At 66.4% G+C, this 15,870-nt stretch carries 14 protein-coding genes; 12 read left to right on the top strand and 2 right to left on the bottom strand.

All coding sequences use genetic code 11. From position 1 onward, the window contains the following. The 7 genes from VGK27_02525 to VGK27_02495 are packed head-to-tail and all read left to right on the top strand — an operon-like array spanning nt 1 to nt 4,905. Nucleotides 1-690: an SOS response-associated peptidase gene (locus VGK27_02525; GenBank protein HEY3488980.1), complete on the top strand. Its 690-nt coding sequence runs from the start codon at nt 1-3 to the stop codon at nt 688-690. 23 nt (nt 691-713) lie between these two features. Beyond that, nucleotides 714-1,511 carry a hypothetical protein gene (locus tag VGK27_02520; protein ID HEY3488979.1) on the top strand — a complete coding sequence of 266 codons (798 nt, stop codon included), beginning with the start codon at nt 714-716 and terminating at the stop codon, nt 1,509-1,511. A gap of 10 nt (nt 1,512-1,521) precedes the next feature. After that, nucleotides 1,522-1,986 (top strand): DUF1003 domain-containing protein, encoded by a 465-nt coding sequence (locus VGK27_02515; protein HEY3488978.1) that lies wholly within the window; start codon nt 1,522-1,524, stop codon nt 1,984-1,986. Continuing rightward, nucleotides 1,983-3,392 carry a DHA2 family efflux MFS transporter permease subunit gene (locus tag VGK27_02510; GenBank protein HEY3488977.1) on the top strand — a complete coding sequence of 470 codons (1,410 nt, stop codon included), beginning with the start codon at nt 1,983-1,985 and terminating at the stop codon, nt 3,390-3,392. The genes VGK27_02515 and VGK27_02510 overlap by 4 nt, the downstream gene beginning before the upstream one ends. Beyond that, nucleotides 3,364-3,798 (top strand): universal stress protein, encoded by a 435-nt coding sequence (locus tag VGK27_02505; protein ID HEY3488976.1) that lies wholly within the window; start codon nt 3,364-3,366, stop codon nt 3,796-3,798. Before VGK27_02510 ends, VGK27_02505 begins: the two co-directional genes overlap by 29 nt. Nucleotides 3,799-3,820: 22 nt before the next feature. After that, a complete protein-coding gene (locus VGK27_02500) occupies nt 3,821-4,189 on the top strand; it encodes a CidA/LrgA family protein (GenBank protein ID HEY3488975.1) in 369 nt (122 codons plus the stop codon). After that, nucleotides 4,186-4,905: an LrgB family protein gene (locus VGK27_02495; protein HEY3488974.1), complete on the top strand. Its 720-nt coding sequence runs from the start codon at nt 4,186-4,188 to the stop codon at nt 4,903-4,905. The genes VGK27_02500 and VGK27_02495 overlap by 4 nt, the downstream gene beginning before the upstream one ends. Here the strand turns inward: VGK27_02495 and VGK27_02490 are convergent. After that, complete coding sequence (locus VGK27_02490) at nt 4,889-6,550, bottom strand: FAD-dependent oxidoreductase (protein ID HEY3488973.1); 1,662 nt, start codon at nt 6,548-6,550, stop codon at nt 4,889-4,891. The genes VGK27_02495 and VGK27_02490 overlap by 17 nt on opposite strands. A 209-nt stretch (nt 6,551-6,759) precedes the next feature. Here VGK27_02490 and VGK27_02485 point away from each other — a divergent pair, with 209 nt between their 5' ends. The 5 genes from VGK27_02485 to VGK27_02465 all read left to right on the top strand — a co-directional run bounded on the left by VGK27_02485 (nt 6,760) and on the right by VGK27_02465 (nt 14,367). Continuing rightward, on the top strand, nt 6,760-7,503 hold the full coding sequence (locus tag VGK27_02485) for a hypothetical protein (protein ID HEY3488972.1): 744 nt from the start codon (nt 6,760-6,762) through the stop codon (nt 7,501-7,503). Nucleotides 7,504-7,517: 14 nt separating this feature from the next. Next, nucleotides 7,518-8,411, top strand: a complete 894-nt coding sequence (locus tag VGK27_02480) for a DMT family transporter (protein ID HEY3488971.1) — start codon at nt 7,518-7,520, stop codon at nt 8,409-8,411. 101 nt (nt 8,412-8,512) lie between these two features. Further along, nucleotides 8,513-9,718 carry an FAD-dependent oxidoreductase gene (locus VGK27_02475; protein HEY3488970.1) on the top strand — a complete coding sequence of 402 codons (1,206 nt, stop codon included), beginning with the start codon at nt 8,513-8,515 and terminating at the stop codon, nt 9,716-9,718. Between the two features lie 57 nt (nt 9,719-9,775). After that, nucleotides 9,776-11,665 (top strand): ABC-F family ATP-binding cassette domain-containing protein, encoded by a 1,890-nt coding sequence (locus VGK27_02470; GenBank protein HEY3488969.1) that lies wholly within the window; start codon nt 9,776-9,778, stop codon nt 11,663-11,665. 251 nt (nt 11,666-11,916) lie between these two features. After that, nucleotides 11,917-14,367: a CARDB domain-containing protein gene (locus tag VGK27_02465; GenBank protein ID HEY3488968.1), complete on the top strand. Its 2,451-nt coding sequence runs from the start codon at nt 11,917-11,919 to the stop codon at nt 14,365-14,367. A gap of 81 nt (nt 14,368-14,448) precedes the next feature. Here VGK27_02465 and VGK27_02460 read toward each other — a convergent pair whose 3' ends face one another. Continuing rightward, nucleotides 14,449-15,849 (bottom strand): HD domain-containing phosphohydrolase, encoded by a 1,401-nt coding sequence (locus VGK27_02460; GenBank protein HEY3488967.1) that lies wholly within the window; start codon nt 15,847-15,849, stop codon nt 14,449-14,451. Nucleotides 15,850-15,870 lie beyond the last annotated feature (21 nt).

Here is a 15,870-nt window from a genome sequence, read left to right as displayed (position 1 = left end):
ATGTGCGGACGATTCGCGCTCTTCGATTCCGAATACGCCCTGGAACAACAGTTCGAGGCGACCATCGGCTTTCCGATGGCGCCGCGCTACAACATCGCTCCGTCCCAGCCCGTGCTCGTCTTGCGCCGGGGGCTTGCCGGGGTCCGGGAGTTCACCCATCTCGATTGGGGGCTCGTCCCCTACTGGACGAAGGACCCGCTGCACGCCAACCGTCCGATCAACGCGCGCGCCGAGAGCATCGCCGAGAAGCCGTCGTTCCGCGGCCCCTTCCGTCACCACCGCTGCCTGATCCCGTCCAGCGGCTTCTTCGAGTGGAAAAAGCAAGGCAACGGGAAGCGGCCGTATTTCGTGCGTCCCAAGGGCGGCGGGCTGTTCGGGCTGGCCGCGATCTGGGACGGATGGATGGGGGCGGACGGCAGCGAGATCGAATCGTTCGCGATCCTCACGACAGGCGCGAACGCCTTGATGGCGCCCATCCATGACCGGATGCCCGTGATCATCCCTTCCGCCGATTATGCCCTCTGGCTCGACACGACCGCCGCCGTTTCCGCGGAGCTGGTCGCGCTGATGGCGCCGTTCCCCGCCGAAGCGATGGAGTCTTATCCCGTCTCGACGCTCGTAAACAGTCCGGCGGCCGAGGGCGAGGAGTGCGTCCGGCGGCAGGATCCCGTGGTGGGAAGCCTGTTCTGACGAAATCCCGAAGGAGGTGCGCGATGAGAGCTGGGGCCGTGTCGATTTCGCTGCTGATCGGGGGGCTCGTCTTTTCGCTGTCGGGCTGCGTCTCCTTGCAGGTGATACCCCCGAAGGAACGCCTCTCGCAAATCCGCTCGATCGAAGTCGTCGCCATCGAGCCTCCGCCGCTGACCGTCACGGGGGACTATTTCCAGTCCGGGGGATTGTCGCTCCTGTCGGGCGCTTCCGGTCCCGGGGGCGGGGGGCTCGGCCTCCTCTACGGGATCGTGATTCTGGTGAAACTGCCCGAGGAGCTGCACACGGCGAAGACCCGGTCGGAAAGTTACCAGGAGATCCTCGCGAAGGGGGAGGCCTGGATCCCTACGGAGATCCTGGCGAAGCGCGCGACAGACCGGTTGAACGGGCAGGGCGGGTGCGAAACCCGGTTGAGGCCTGGCGTCCGGATGCTGCCGGGAATCGTGGACCGAAGAACGACGGCGCTGATGGAAAACTGGTATGCCCCGCTGCGCGCTTGGTACAACGCGGATGCCCGGGAGGCGGCGCCTGGTGAAGAGGGGGCGAAGCCCGATGCATTCCTGGAAATCGGGATCATCAATTACGAGCTGATGTGGACCGACCTGTTGCTGCAGGTCACGACGAAGTTGGTGGACGGAAAGACCGGGAAGGTCATCGGCCGGACCCGGAACTACGACTACGTGAATGTCGGAGACCCGAAGCGCGTGTTCGCGGACAACGCGGCCGTCTTCAAGGACAAGTTCTCCGGCATGGGATTTGTGTTGATCGAAAAATGCCTGAAGGAAATGCATCTCGTCCGATGAAGGGTTGATCATGGAAAAACGAACGATCCCGACCATCGAAGAACTTCGCCGACTGCGGCCGCCGATCCCCAACGTGAACGTCCGGCACCGGGAGAGCATGAGCGCTCTCGAGAGGATCGCGGTCAAGGTGACGGACCATGTGGGGTCGATGGGCTTCTTCCTCGTCATTTTCGGCTGGACCTTCGCGTGGCTGGGATGGAACACGCTGGCCCCGAAGGAATGGCGCTTCGACCCGTTCCCGGCGTTCGTCCTGTGGCTGTTCCTGTCGAACATGATCCAGATCTTCCTCATGCCGCTGATCATGATCGGGCAGAACCTGCAGGGCCGGCACGCCGAAAAGCGGGCGGAATCCGACTACGACGTCAACGTGAAGGCCGAGCGGGAGATCGAGGCGATCCTCCTGCACCTCGAGCAACAGAACGACCTGATCCTGCGGATTTTGAAACGGATGGAAGGGGAGGCGGACCAGGAATGAAATCGGCGCGCGAGCGGTGGTTTGCCGTGGCCGCGGTCATGCTCGCCACTTCCTCGATGGTGCTCGCCACGACGATCATCAACGTGTCGATTCCCGCGATCATGGCCGAGTTCCGCATGGGGCAGGACCAGGCCCAGTGGCTTTCGACCGGCTTCATCGGCGCCATGGCCGCCACCATGCTTCTGACTTCCTGGTGCGTTCGCGCTTTCGGGATTCGGGCAACCTATCTCGCGACCATGGCCGTTTTCTTCGCGGCATCGATCGCAGGCGGCACGGCCGGCGGCCCGAACGCCGTGACACTGGCACGGATCGTCCAGGGGGCGGCGGGCGGCGTGGTCCAGCCGTTGGCGATGATCGTCATCTTCCAGGTATTCCCGTACGACCAGCGGGGGCGCGCCATGGGGCTCTACGGGCTCGCGGTGGTGCTGTCCCCTGCGATCGGTCCCGCTGCCGGCGGCCTGATGACCCTGGCCTTCGGGTGGCGGTCGGTCTTCTTCGCCGTCCTCCCCTTTTGTCTCGTCGGCGTGTTGATGGCGGCGAAATATCTCCCGGGCCGGGAGGAGCGGGGTGAGCGACCGGCATTCGACGCTCCCGGCTTTGCCCTCCTTTCGGGGTTCATCCTGGCGTTGTTCGCCTCCCTGCGGTCGGGCCGGAGCGCCGGCTGGCTGTCCGGAGCGACGCTTCTCCTGATTGTCGCGTCGTTGGCCGCGGGGGCCGGGTTCGTCGTGCGGGAGGTCCGGTGCAGGAAGCCGCTGCTCGACCTGCGCATCTTCTCGAATCGGCAATTCGCCGCTGCGGCGGCTGTCTCGTTCGTCTACGGAGTCGGGATCTACGGCTCCACCTACCTGATCCCGCTCCTCGTCCAGACCGTGTCGGGCTACGACCCGATGCGATCGGGGCTGCTGCTCCTGCCGGGCGGGCTGGTGCTGGCCGTCGCCATCTTCATTGCGGGTCATCTCACCGACCGGTATCCGGCTTGGCTCATCGTCTCATCGGGACTTGCCGGCATCGGCGTCTCCTTCGCCCTGTTCGGGCGGGTGGATGCGGCCACGTCCTTCGCGGCGCTGGCCTGGTGGATCGTCCTGGGCCGGATCGGCCTCGGATTGGTCATCCCGGCGCTGAACGCGGGGGCGGTCCAGACCCTTTCTCCGGAGCTTTTGAACCAGGGCTCCGGCGCGATCAATTTTGTTCGCCTGCTGGGCGGGGCGTTCGGTGTCACGCTGCTCTCCGCGGTGCTGGATTGGCGCATCGCATATCACGCCGCTTCGAGGGAAGGCGCCCGTGTCGCAGGGTTCCGGGACGCGTTCCTGATGGCGGCGCTCATCTTTGGCCTGGCGCTGCTGCCGGCCTTTTTCATGCGAAGGGGAGGGAATCACCATGGTCCGGAAGATCCTGCTGGCGTATGACGGGACTCGGGAGGGGCGCGTGGCGCTGCTCGAGTGCGGCGAGATCGCGCCGCTGCTCCATGCCGAGCTTCACCTGCTCGCGGTAATGCGCATCCCGTCGGGCGTTTTCCTGTCGGAAGGGTATGTGCCCGAAAGCGTGATGACGTCGGAAAGGCAGCGGTTCCAGGAGATCGTCGACGAGGGCGTCTCGCTGCTGACCCGGGGCGGATACGCCGCCCAGGGACACCTCGCCTTCGGGGAACCGGTCGAGGCGATCTGCCGAATGGCCGAATCGTTAGGCACGGACCTGATCGTGCTCGGCCATCGGAAGCAGAGCGCGTTCGCGGCGCGCTGGTGGAAGGGATCGGTCGGCATGTCGCTGCTCGAGTGCGCGCCGTGCAGCGTGCTGATCGCCATCGGAAAATGAGGTTTCCCGAGGAGAGGAGTCGATGACCTTGGGCTACCTGACGCTGATCCTCCTCTGCCAGCTTGCGGGCGAGATCGTCGCGAAGCTGGCGCGGCTGCCGGTGCCCGGGCCGGTGATCGGGATGGTGATCCTGTTTTGCGGGCTGCTGATCCGGGGGCGGCTGCCGGAGGGGCTCGAGGCGTCGGGCGGATTCCTGCTGAAGACCCTGCCGCTGCTGTTCGTGCCCGCTGGCGTCGGCATCGTCACTCAGTTCGACGTGCTGGCCCGCTCCTTCGCCGCCTTCGCCGGCGCAATCGTCATAGGGACCGCATTGACGATCGCCTTGACCGGGGTCGTCATGCAGCGCGCGATGCGGCGCGGAACCCGAGGCAAGGAGGCGGGGGAGTCGTGAGCGTGGCGCTGTCGCAACTCTGGGCGCTGCTTTCGGGCACGCCGCTCCTGTGGCTGACCGCGACGCTGGTCGCCTACCAGGCGGGCTCGTGGCTCTTCCAGCGGTTCGGATGCCACCCGCTGCTCAACCCGGTGCTGACCGCGGTGGTCCTCCTCGTCGCCCTGCTCAAGGCGAGCGGCGCCGACTATTCGACCTATTTCAGCGGGGCGCGCTTCATCCACTTCATGCTGGGCCCGGCCACCGTCGCGTTGGCGATCCCGCTCTACCGGGAAGTCGCGCGAATTCGAAATGCCTTCGCACCCATCCTCGTCTCGCTGTCGATCGGGTCGCTGGGCGCCGTCGCGAGCGCGGTCGGCATCGCGCGGGCATGCGGCGGCGAGCGGATCATCCTGCTGTCGCTGGCGCCGAAATCGATCACGACGCCGATCGCCATGGGCGTCTCGGAGCAGATCGGCGGCCTTCCGTCGCTGACCGCCGTGTCGGTGGTGCTGACCGGCATCGGCGGCGCCGTCTTCGGCGGCTGGGTCCTAGACCGGTGCCGGGTGAGGGACGAAGCCGCCCGCGGCCTCGCGATGGGCGTGGCTTCGCACGGCATCGGCACCGCGCGGGCGCTCCAGTGGAGCCGGACGTCCGGCGCGTTCGCCGCCCTGGCGATGGCGCTGAACGGCCTCTTGACGGCGCTCCTCTTGCCCCTCCTCGTCAGGCTGTTCGGGTAGACGCCGCCCGGAACAGCTTCCACGTCGTGAAGCCGCCGCTCAGGTTGCTCGCCTTGAACCCCTCCTGCTTCAGGATCCGCTCGGCAAGGTAGCCGCGGATGCCCACGGCGCAGTAAGCGACGATCTCGCGGTCGCGCGGCAGCTCGCCCAGCCGACCGCGCAGCGTGCCCAGGGGTATCAGCGTCGAGCCGGGGATCGCGCCCGCGGCGTGCTCGGCCGGCTCTCGCACGTCGAGCAGATAGGCGCCTTCGGGGAGGGCGTCGGCGTGCGCGACGTCGGTTTTCCCGTCGAGCAAGTTCGCCGCGACGAATCCGGCAAAGTTGACCGGATCCTTGGCCGAGCCGTACGGCGGCGCATAGGCCAGCTCGAGCGCCGCCAGGTCGCGTACGCCCAGCCCCGCCTGCATCGCCGTCGCAATGACGTCGATCCGCTTGTCGACGCCGTCGCGCCCGACGATCTGCGCCCCCAGGATCTTTCCTTCCTGCGAGAAGAGCAGCTTGAGGTGCATCATCTGGGCGCCGGGGTAGTAGGTCGCGTGCGAGAACGGGTTGAGATAGATCTTCTCGTACGGGACGGCGGCGGCCTTGAGCATCTTCTCGGAGGCGCCGGTCGAGGCCGCCGTCAGCGCGAACAGCTTGACGACCGCGGTGCCGAAGGTGCCCCGGTAGGTCGCGTTTCCGCCGAGCGCGTTGTCGGCCGCGATGCGCCCCTGCCGGTTGGCCGGCCCCGCGAGCGGGATCTGGGCGGGGTTCCCCAGGGCGTCGGTGACCTGGACGGCATCGCCAACCGCGTAGATGTCTGGATCGCTCGTTCGCATCTTCTCGTCGACCAGGATGCCGCCGCGCGCGCCGGCGGCGAGCCCCGCCGACTGCGCGAGCGTCGCATTGGGACGGACGCCGATCGCGAGCACGACGAGGTCGGCCGACACCGTACGCCCGTCGCCGAGCACGACCTGCACCGTTTCGGCCTGCGTGTCGTCGCCCAGGGCCGCGCGCCGGAGGGCAGCGACCGGGCTTTCGAGAAGCAGGCGGACGCCGTTCGCCGCCAGCTCGGCCGCCAGCGGCGTGGTCATCTCGGGGTCGAACGGCGGCAGGAGCTGCGGCGCCATCTCGACCAGCGTGACCTCGAGGTTGCGGCGACGCAGCTCCTCGACCAGTTCGAGCCCGATGAAGCCGCCGCCCGCGACGACGACGCGTCGGATGCCGTCGTCGACGCGCGCCTTGACCCGGTCCATGTCGGCCAGCGTCCAGAGCATCGTGACCGCCGGGTCGTCGACGCCGGGGATCGCGGGCCGGATCGGGCTGGCGCCGGGCGACAGGATCAGCTTGTCGTACGATTCCGTGTAGACCCGCTCGGTCTCGCGGTCGAAAACCGTAACGGTATGCGCGGCGGGGTCGATGGCGGTGATCTCCTGCCGGACGCGTACGTCGATGCCGGTGCGGGCCCGGAAGCGGGCGGGTGTCATGATCAGAAGCGCATCGCGGTTGGGGATGGTCTTCCCGACGTGGTACGGAAGCCCGCAGTTGGCGAACGAGATGTCTTCGCCCCGCTCGAAGAGCACGATCTCGGCATGCTCGTCGACCCGCCTTGCCCGTGCCGCTGCGCTTGCGCCCCCTGCCACGCCCCCGACGATGACCAGTTTCATGGTTGTCCTTCCCTCCCTACAATAGGTTGTTGCACCTGACTCCGATCCGGCGCCTGAGGGGCAATATACACACGATCCGTGCCAATCGTCTCGCCGGGAGGTCGATGAGACATTCCTGCGGACGAGATGCGGAAGGTGACATCGATGGGGTAATTTTGTAGGGTAGATGGCATGCCACCGACAAATAGCGTTCGAAAAGGCGGGTGAACATGGGTTGGTGCAGAGGCGTGATCCTGATCCTCCTGTTGCTGTCGGCGTCTTCCGGATGGGCCTTCGCCGACGAGTACGACTTCGCCTTCGTGTTCCAGTGCAACGTCAAGAAGAGCCAGCTGTGCCTGACGGCCAAGTACCCTTCCGGGCAGAAATTCCATCTCCTGGGGACCAAGTCGAACGTCTGCGTGGGGGAAACGGGCGGCACGATCAATTTCCAGCAGCGGATGCGGGAAAAGGTCATCAGCAAGATCGACACGAGCCGGTGCCCGAACCGGAGCAGCTATTTCCTGGCCTGCGGGGCAGAGTCGCCGAAACGGTTCAGCCGGTATGCCCCTACCAGGGTGACCGACCCGAACGTCATCGAAAAAGTGGACAACGCGATCAAGCTGCTGAAGTTCTATTCCACCGCCAACGAATATTTCGGGAACACGCTTTCCAGCAAGCCGACCGTCTTCTACCCGATCCCGTCGAACGACAACCTGATCATCGCGCAATACACGACCGGGAAGCCCAAGGACGGAAACGACAAGTACGGGCCGGTCTACATCTCCATCAACGGCGAGATCCGCGAGATCGCGAGCGAAGCGACGCTCGGCAACCTGTTCACGATGAACGACCGCCACTACATGACCTACCGGTCTGGGTGCTGGCAGGGCTGCGGGATCCTGGCGGAGGTGCTTGTCGAGATCTCCGACGAGGGGATCCGGAAGATCCTGATCGACGGGTTCTTCGGCGTTTAAGGGAGGCTGCGCGGGTGCTATCCCGGGGATTGTCGCGCCTGGCGCTGGTCGGGTCGGCGATCGCCTTCGCCCTGATGGCCGTGCTGTCGCGCCTCCTGTCCCGCGACGCGGGCGGATTCACCGCAGGGCAGCTTTCGATGATCCGCTTCGTCGTGGGCGTCCTCATCTCCCTAGCCGCATTCCGCATCCGTCCCGCCCTCTATCGCCCGCATAACCGGTTCCTGCTCGCGATGCGCGGAATCTCCGGCGGCATCGTGGTGGTCCTCTACTTCTTCGCGCTGGCGCGGATCCCGGCCGCCGAGGCGGGGCTGATCTACAACCTCTACCCGGTCTTCGCGACGGCGCTGTCGACCGTCGTCTTCCGGGAACGCCCGACGATCCACCTGCTGCTGGGGCTGCTCGCGGCCACCGCCGGGGTAGGTCTGATGCTCGGGCGGGGCGGCATGCCCTCGGGCGTGGGAGTCGGCGAGATCGCGGCTTTCGGTTCGGCGATCTTCGCGGCGATCAGCGCGAACATGATCCGCGGGATGCGCGGTACCGACAACGCCCCGACGATCTTCTTCTGGTTCTGCCTCATGGGGATTCCCGTGGTCGCGCCCTTTTCCCTCGCCCCGTGGCCTATGGCCGGGCTCCCCTGGTTGATCGCGGTGGGCATGGGGCTCTCCGCCTTTGCCGCCCAGCTCCTGATGACCGAGGCGTACGGCGCGCTCGCGGTGTCCGAGGCGGCGGTCTGGCTCCAGCTTTCCCCGATCGCGCTGTTGTTCCTGGCGTCGCTGCTGCTGGGCGAGCGCATCTCGGCAACGGCTGTGGCCGGCGTGCTGCTCGGCGTGGCCGGTGTCGCCTGGGCGACCGTGCTTGGCCAGCGCCGGACGGCGGTTTCGCCGCCCGAGGAGCCGCCCGAGGCCTGACGCTCCCCGGCGCGCCCGGGAATCGTCGCGAACCGTGCGCCGCGCTCCGTTCGTCTAATGGGCGATAACGGGTTCGAGCGGAGGCAGCACGGGAGGGCGCGATGGAACGGGTTCCCTATCTGATCGTCGGCGGAGGAATGGCGGCGGACGCGGCCGTCCGGGGAATCCGGGAATCGGATCCGGACGGCGAGATCGCGATCATCGGGGCCGAGCCGGAAATGCCCTACAAGCGGCCCCCGTTGAGCAAGGGGCTCTGGAAGGGCGACCCCGACGAGACCATCTGGTACTGGACCGAGACGCTGGGCGTGACGTTCCACTCGGGGCGCACGGTCCGGATGCTCGACCTCCAGGGAAAGCGCGCGATCGACGATCAGGGGAATGTCTACGGGTACGACAAGTTGCTGATCGCGACAGGGGCAACGCCCCGGCGGCTGCCCTTCGAGGACGACCGGATCATCTATTTCCGCACCATCGCCGACTACAACCGGCTTCGCGAGATGACCGCGCGCGGGGAACGGTTCGCCGTGGTCGGGGCCGGCTTCATCGGCATGGAAATCGCCGCCGCGTTGTCGATGAACGACAAGGAAGTCGTGATGCTCTTCCCCGGCGAAACGATCGGCAACCGCGTGTTCCCGCAGTCGTTGGGAAACTACCTGAACGACTATTACCGGCACAAGGGCGTCGAGGTGTACCCGGGGACGCAGGTGACGGGGATCCGGCCGGAAGGCGGGCGCCTCGATATCCGGACGCGCAACGCGAAATCGGCGATCCCTCGCGACTTCCCGGTGGACGGCATCGTCGCGGGAATCGGCGTGACGCCCAACGTCGAGCTGGCGCGGGCGGCCGGGATCGCGGTCGGCAACGGCATCCGGGTCGACGCGTTCCTCCGGACCAACCATCCGGACGTTTACGCAGCAGGCGACGTCGCCGAGTTCTACAACCCGGCGCTCGACCGGCGCATCCGGGTCGAGCATGAGGACAACGCCCGCGAGATGGGGGCCGCCGCAGGCCGGGCGATGGCCGGAAAAGGCGAGCCGTACACGTACCTTCCGTTCTTCTATTCCGACCTGTTCGAGCTCGGGTTCGAGGCGGTCGGGATCGTCGATTCCGCCCTCGAGACGGTGCCCGACTGGCGCGAGCCGAATCGCAAGGGCGTGGTGTACTATATGCAGGACCGCCGCGTTCGGGGAGTGTTGCTGTGGAACGTGTGGAATCAGGTCGCCGCAGCGCGTAAACTGATCGCAGAGCCGGGGCCGTTCGGCGCCGGCCAGATCCTGAACCGTCTTCCCGCCAAAAAAGCGGCTTGACCTCCGGCGCCGGCCGCTCCTCCGGCAATTCATCGAAGGGTACCCAAAGACACACTCATGCTGACTGTTACCAATCTGTCCAAATCGTATGGCCGCCAGACCCTGTTCGAAGCCGCATCCTTCCAGATCGCCCCCGGCGAACGGGTGGGGCTCGTCGGCCGCAACGGGCACGGCAAGTCCACGCTGTTCAAGATCATCCTCGACCAGGAAGAAGCCGACGAGGGGCAGGTGACCTTCCCGGCCGGCTACCGGATCGGCCATCTGGCCCAGCACCTGCACTTCAAGCACAAGACGGTCCTCGCCGAAGCGGCATCCGCCCTGCCGCCAAACGAGTTCGGCATCGACGAGACATACAAGGCCAAGGCCATTCTTAACGGCCTGGGATTCACGGAGCAGGATTTCGACCGCGCCCCGAAGGAATTCTCCGGCGGCTACCAGGTGCGGCTGAACCTCGCCCGCGTCCTTTTGTCCGACCCGAACCTGCTGCTGCTGGACGAGCCGACCAACTACCTCGACATCCTCTCGATCCGCTGGCTGAAACGGTTCCTGTGCGCCTGGAAGGGCGCGCTCATGATCATCACCCACGACCGCGACTTCATGGACAGCGTGACGACGCACACGATGGTGATCCACCGCTGCCGCGTCCGGAAGCTGCCGGGCGGCACCGAGAAGCTTTACGCGCAGATCCTGATGGAAGAAGAGATCCACGAGCAGACGCGGCAGAACGACGAGAAGAAGCGGTCGCAGGAAGAGGCGTTCATCAACCGCTTCCGGGCGCAGGCGACCAAGGCCAAGCAGGTGCAGTCGCGCATCAAGCTGCTGGCCAAGCACGAGCGGCTCGAAAAGCTGGCGGATATCCGGGATCTCGATTTCCGCTTCACCGAGGCGCCGTTCACGGGCAAGTTCATGATGGAGGTGAGCAACCTCTCCTTCGGATACGACCCGAAGCATCCGCTGATCGAAGGGCTGTCGTTTCCCGTGGCCAAGGGTGACCGGATCGCGGTCGTCGGTCCCAACGGGCGCGGCAAGACGACGTTGTTGCGGCTGCTCGAGGGCGAGCTGGCGCCGCTATCGGGCATGGTGAGGCCGTCGCAGAACCTCAAGGTGGGCTACTTCGGGCAGACCAACGTCGACCGGCTTTCCCCGCAGCTCACCGTCGAGGAAGAGGTCCGTCAGGCGAACCCGACACTCACGCGGACGCAGGTGCGCACGCTCTGCGGATGCCTGATGTTCGAGCGCGACTCGGCCGAGAAGAAGATCTCCGTGCTCTCGGGCGGCGAGAAGAGCCGGGTGCTGCTGGGGCGGATCCTCGCGACGCCGGTCAATCTGCTGCTCCTTGACGAGCCGACGAACCACCTCGACCAGGACACGGTCGACGCCTTCATCGAGGCGGTGATGGCGTTCGAGGGGGCGGTCGTCATCGTCACCCACGTCGAGCGGGTGCTTTCCGCGGTCGCGACGAAGCTGGTGGTGTTCGACGGCGGCAAGGTCGACCTGTTCGACGGAAGCTATGCCGAGTTCCTCGATCGGGTCGGCTGGGTGGAAGAGCGCGATGCCGTCGGACTGGCGAAGGGGAAGAAGGGAGTCAAGGAAGCCAAGGAAGTCAAGGCGGCGCCGCGCGAGCCGCAGGGCAACCCGAAGGAGGCGCGGCGGCAGCGGGCCGAGATCGTGGCGCGCCGGGCGAAGGAGTTGGCTCCCTTGCGCAAGTCGATCGAGGCGATCGAGCACGAGATCGAGGCGCTCGAGGCGCAGATCGCCCGCGACGACGAGGCGATGATCGCGGCTTCCATGAAGAACGACGGCCCCGCGGTCCGCACGCTGTCGGCCTCGAACTCCGCGGCGCGCGAACGGATCGAGATGCGGTTCGAGGAGCTGTCGGAGCTCGAGGCGCAGATGAACGAGCGCGAGCGGGCTCTCGACACCGAGATCGGCGCAGGCGGCGCATAGACCGGCGCGAGGGGCGAAATAGCGGATATTCGCCCGCAGCGAACGAAGACGACGGCCGGCCGGGATTCATCCCGGCCGGCCGTCTTGCGTTTGCGGCAATCGAATGCGGAATATTGTGTTAATCCCGCACGGCAACATGTAATATTCCTGCGTCCCCTCATATTGCAATTCGGAGACGTCCGAGTCGTATCCCGTCGCCAACCCGGTACGGGCATGACGATGCCTGCGCCGACAACCGAAGGGAGGAAGATTTGATCTTTCCGAGGATTCGCGCCGTAAAGACTCGCCTTCTGTCGTTGTCGTCATGCCTGTTTTTCCTCGCGTTGTCCGGCGTTGCAGCCGCGCAGTGGCCGATGCCCCAGCACGACGCCCAGCACACCGGCCAGGCCGGCGTCGCCGGGCCGCACGCGCCCGTCGAGAAGTGGCGCCTGCAGGCTCCGGGCATCCCGGACCCCTATATGCCCGGCCCGGGCTTCACCGCCGGCACGGCGATCGGCCCTGACGGGACGATCTACGCGGGCGGCATGGACGGAAAGGCCTATGCGATCGATCCGGTGACCGGCACGGTCAAGCACTCCGTCGACAACGTTTTCATCTGTTGCGGCGCCCCTGCGATCGGTCCCGACGGGACGGTTTATTTCTGCGGGAACGGCACCACGGCGTTCACCCCCGACTTGAAAACGGTCAAGTGGCGATATCCCGTCGGCATGTGCTGCGGCTCGCTGACCGTCGGCCCCGACGGGACGCTCTACATCGGCACCGGCGAGCTGCACGCGGTCAATCCCAACGGCACCGCCCGATGGATCTTCAACGCCTACAGCGCGCCTATCGACGGCAGCCCGGTCTTTGAAGGCCCCGCGGTCAGCCCGGGCGGGGATACGGTTTACGCGGCCACGAGGAACGGCCTTTACGCGATCGACGCCGCCACGGGCGCGATTCGCTGGAATCACCCGATCAGCAACACGGCCGGCGCGTCCGTCTCGGTCGGGCCGAACGGCAACATCTACGTCCTTTCCGACAACCGGATCCTCTCGGTGTCCCCCGACGGAATTCTGGTCGAGGCGATTTCCCTCGGCTCCGGCAAGCAGGCGGTCTCGATGGCGCTTTCCTACCCCCTGCCGCCCGCCATCCCCGGGGCATCCTTCAACATGCTGGCCACGGTGTACGACGTGACCGTAAACGAGTGGGGGACCCCGATGTTCTCCGGCCGCGGCGAGCTGTATTCGATCGCGCTCGACGCGCAATTCAACCCGGGGCCGGTCCAGTGGATCCGGCCTCTCGAGGGCGGCATCCCCGGCGACATGTCCGCCGTCCCCAATGCCAACAAGCCGCTCGTCGACGTGCACGGGGTGATCTACCTGGGCACGACGGTCTACGACAACAGCGTTTCCGGCCCGGGCGCCAACATCGGGACCCACCTGTACGCCTTCTCTCCCCAGGGCGATCCGCTCTTCGACCATTACGCTCCTGGAAAGGGATACTCCGACACTCGCCTGCTCTCCCTCGACAATACAGGGACGCTGTACCAGCTTGCGGACGGGGCGCTGGTCGCCTACGCTGCCGGCCAGCCCGCCGACCTCTCGGTATCTTTCCTCTGGGCCATGCCCGATCCGGTCCGGACCGGCGATTTCCTCACCTACACCGCCATGGTGAACAACAGCGGGCCCGCCTCCGCCTCCGGCGTGACACTCTCGGATACCCTCCCCGCAGGTACGACTTTCGACGCCGCCTGGCCGAGCCAGGGGATATGCAGCGGGCAGCCGGGATCGCCCGACGTCACGTGCGTCTTCGGAGACATTCCCGCCGGTTCGGGAGCCTCCGTGTCCGTACAGGTCCGGATCTCCGCCACGGGCGGGTCCCTGACCAACACGGCATCCGTCTCCGGATCCTTCCAGGACCCGAATCCCTGGAACAACTCGGCCACGGTCACGTCCCAGGTGTTGCCCGCGGAAACCGAGCGGTGGTGCTCGATCACGGCGACCCCCGATCCGGTGAAGGTGGGCGAGACGCTGACCTATACCATTCCCGTGGAAAACCGCGGTCCCTCGACCGCGACCGGCGTGAAGGTCACGGACCGGCTGCCCCCGGAGGTGTCCTTCCTCTCCGTCTCCTCGGGGCAAGGGACGTGCGCCTTCGATCCCGCTTCCTCCACCGTGACATGCTCCCCGGGCGAGATGCCGGTGGGCCGGGGCATCATCGTGACCATCAAGGTCCGCCTCGACACCTATCCCGTCGGCGGGATCCTGGGTAACTACGTGGTCGTGAGCGGCAACGAGCCCGATCCGAATCCCTATGACGATCGGGCCGACGTCGGCACCAAGGTGCTGGCGGAAGGCATCGACCTGGTGGCGAGCATGGCCGGGTCCCTGTCGGCGCAGGCCCGCCGGGGGACCAGTCTCCCGGTTACGATCACGGTCTCGAACCAAGGAAGCCTCCCCGCCGCCTCGTCCGCCGTCCGCTTCTACTTCTCCGCCAATACGACCCGGGATGGCGCGGACAAAGCCTCGAAGACCTCCCTCAAGGTGCCCGCGCTGGCTTCGGGAGCCGCATTTGCGGGAACGGTCTCGGTCGAGATCCCCTCGGGCCTTGCTCCGGGGTCCTACTACCTGATCGCCTGCGCCGACGGGTCCGGGGCCGTACCGGAGAGCAACGAGGGCAACAACTGCGCGGTATCGGCGATCCCGGTCAGGGTCTTGAAGTGATTCCCCGGGAGTAACGTGCTCGAAACGACACGGCCCGCCGGGAGAATTCCCGGCGGGCCGTGTCGTTTTCAGAGGGCAGCGCTATAGCGCCATTCCCTTCCAGTCGGGCTCCGGAACCGGGGGCGATTCGATCAGCAGCTTGACGAACAGGTCGGTCAGGACGGGCGAGAACTGCGTGCCGCGGTACTCCCGGAGCGACTCGATCGCCTGATCGTTGGTGAGCGCCTGACGGTAAGGACGGGTGGTCGTCATCGCGTCGTAGGCGTCGGCAAGCGCAATGATCTGGGCGTGGACCGGGATCTCGGAATCCTTTCGCCCGTACGGATAGCCGGTGCCGTCGTACCATTCGTGGTGGGCGCCTACGATGGCCACGTAGCGGTCGAGGAACGGCGCCATTCCCAGGATCGCGGCGCCCTCGATCGGATGGCGGCGCATCACGTCCAGCTCTCCCATCGACAGCCGCTCCTCTTTCAGCAGGACTTCGTCGGGCATGCCGATCTTGCCCACGTCGTGGAACAGCGCCGCCTTCTCCAGGTGCCCCAGCTCTTCTTCCCCCATCCCGAGCCGTTTCCCGAGGGCGCAGGACAGCTGCGCCACGCGCGTGGAGTGGCCGATGGTGTATGGGTCGCGCGCCTCGATGGATGCCGCCACGACGCGCACCATCCCCAGGTAGGCCGCCTCGAGCTGGCTCGCGTATCCCTTGAGCCGGTCCTGTTGCGACAGGATCGTCACGGCCATCCGGTTGAAGCTGCGGAGCAGCTCGCCGAACTCGTCGGAACTGGTGACGGGAATCCGGTGGAAGGTCTTCCCGACCGAGATCACTTTGATGGCCGCCGTAAGTCGCTTGATCGGGGTCGTGATGAGCGAGGACAGCGCCATGGCGCCCAGCAGCGCGAGCGCCAGCACGCCGAGGGCGACGGCCGTGATCGAATTGCGCACTTTGCGCTGTGCGTCGACGAGCGTCTGCTTGGAGAAACCGATGGAGACGAGACCGATCTTCACCCCGCGATGGAGGATGGCTGTCGAGAACTCGATCAGATCCTTCCCGTCGCGCTGGACATCGTCGGCCTGCGTCTCGACGAACCCGCCCAGCTGGGCGACGCGGGTCGAGGGCCGGAAGGGATGGCCGAGTTCCCGTGGGTCGTTGTGGCCGATGATCCTGCCCGCGGTGTCGATGATGGCGACGTATTCGATGTCCGGCGCGCTGCGCCGGGTCTCGACGGCCAGGTTGTAGACGGCCGCGTTGTCGCCGGACATGAGCGACCAGCGCGCCGAGAGCGCGACGATGCGGGAGGCGGCGACGCCGCGCTGGAGCAAGTCTGCGCGGACCGAGTGGTTGGTGATCGTCATGACGGCTACGGCCATCCCGGCGACCAGCAGGACGATCAACGGCATGAGGAAGCCGACCAGCTTGACCCGGATGCCGGGCGGTCGGAAAAATGGAGAGGGTGAGGCCGGATGTCGATCGATCGGTTGGCTCATGGCCTGCCGTCCTCATTGAGG

It is taken from the genome of Candidatus Deferrimicrobiaceae bacterium (assembly GCA_036504035.1).
In the GTDB taxonomy this organism is placed as follows: domain Bacteria; phylum Desulfobacterota; class Deferrimicrobia; order Deferrimicrobiales; family Deferrimicrobiaceae; genus JANXPS01.
The sequence above is the reverse complement of the archived record's forward strand: the minus strand, read 5'-3'. Positions and strand labels throughout refer to the sequence as shown.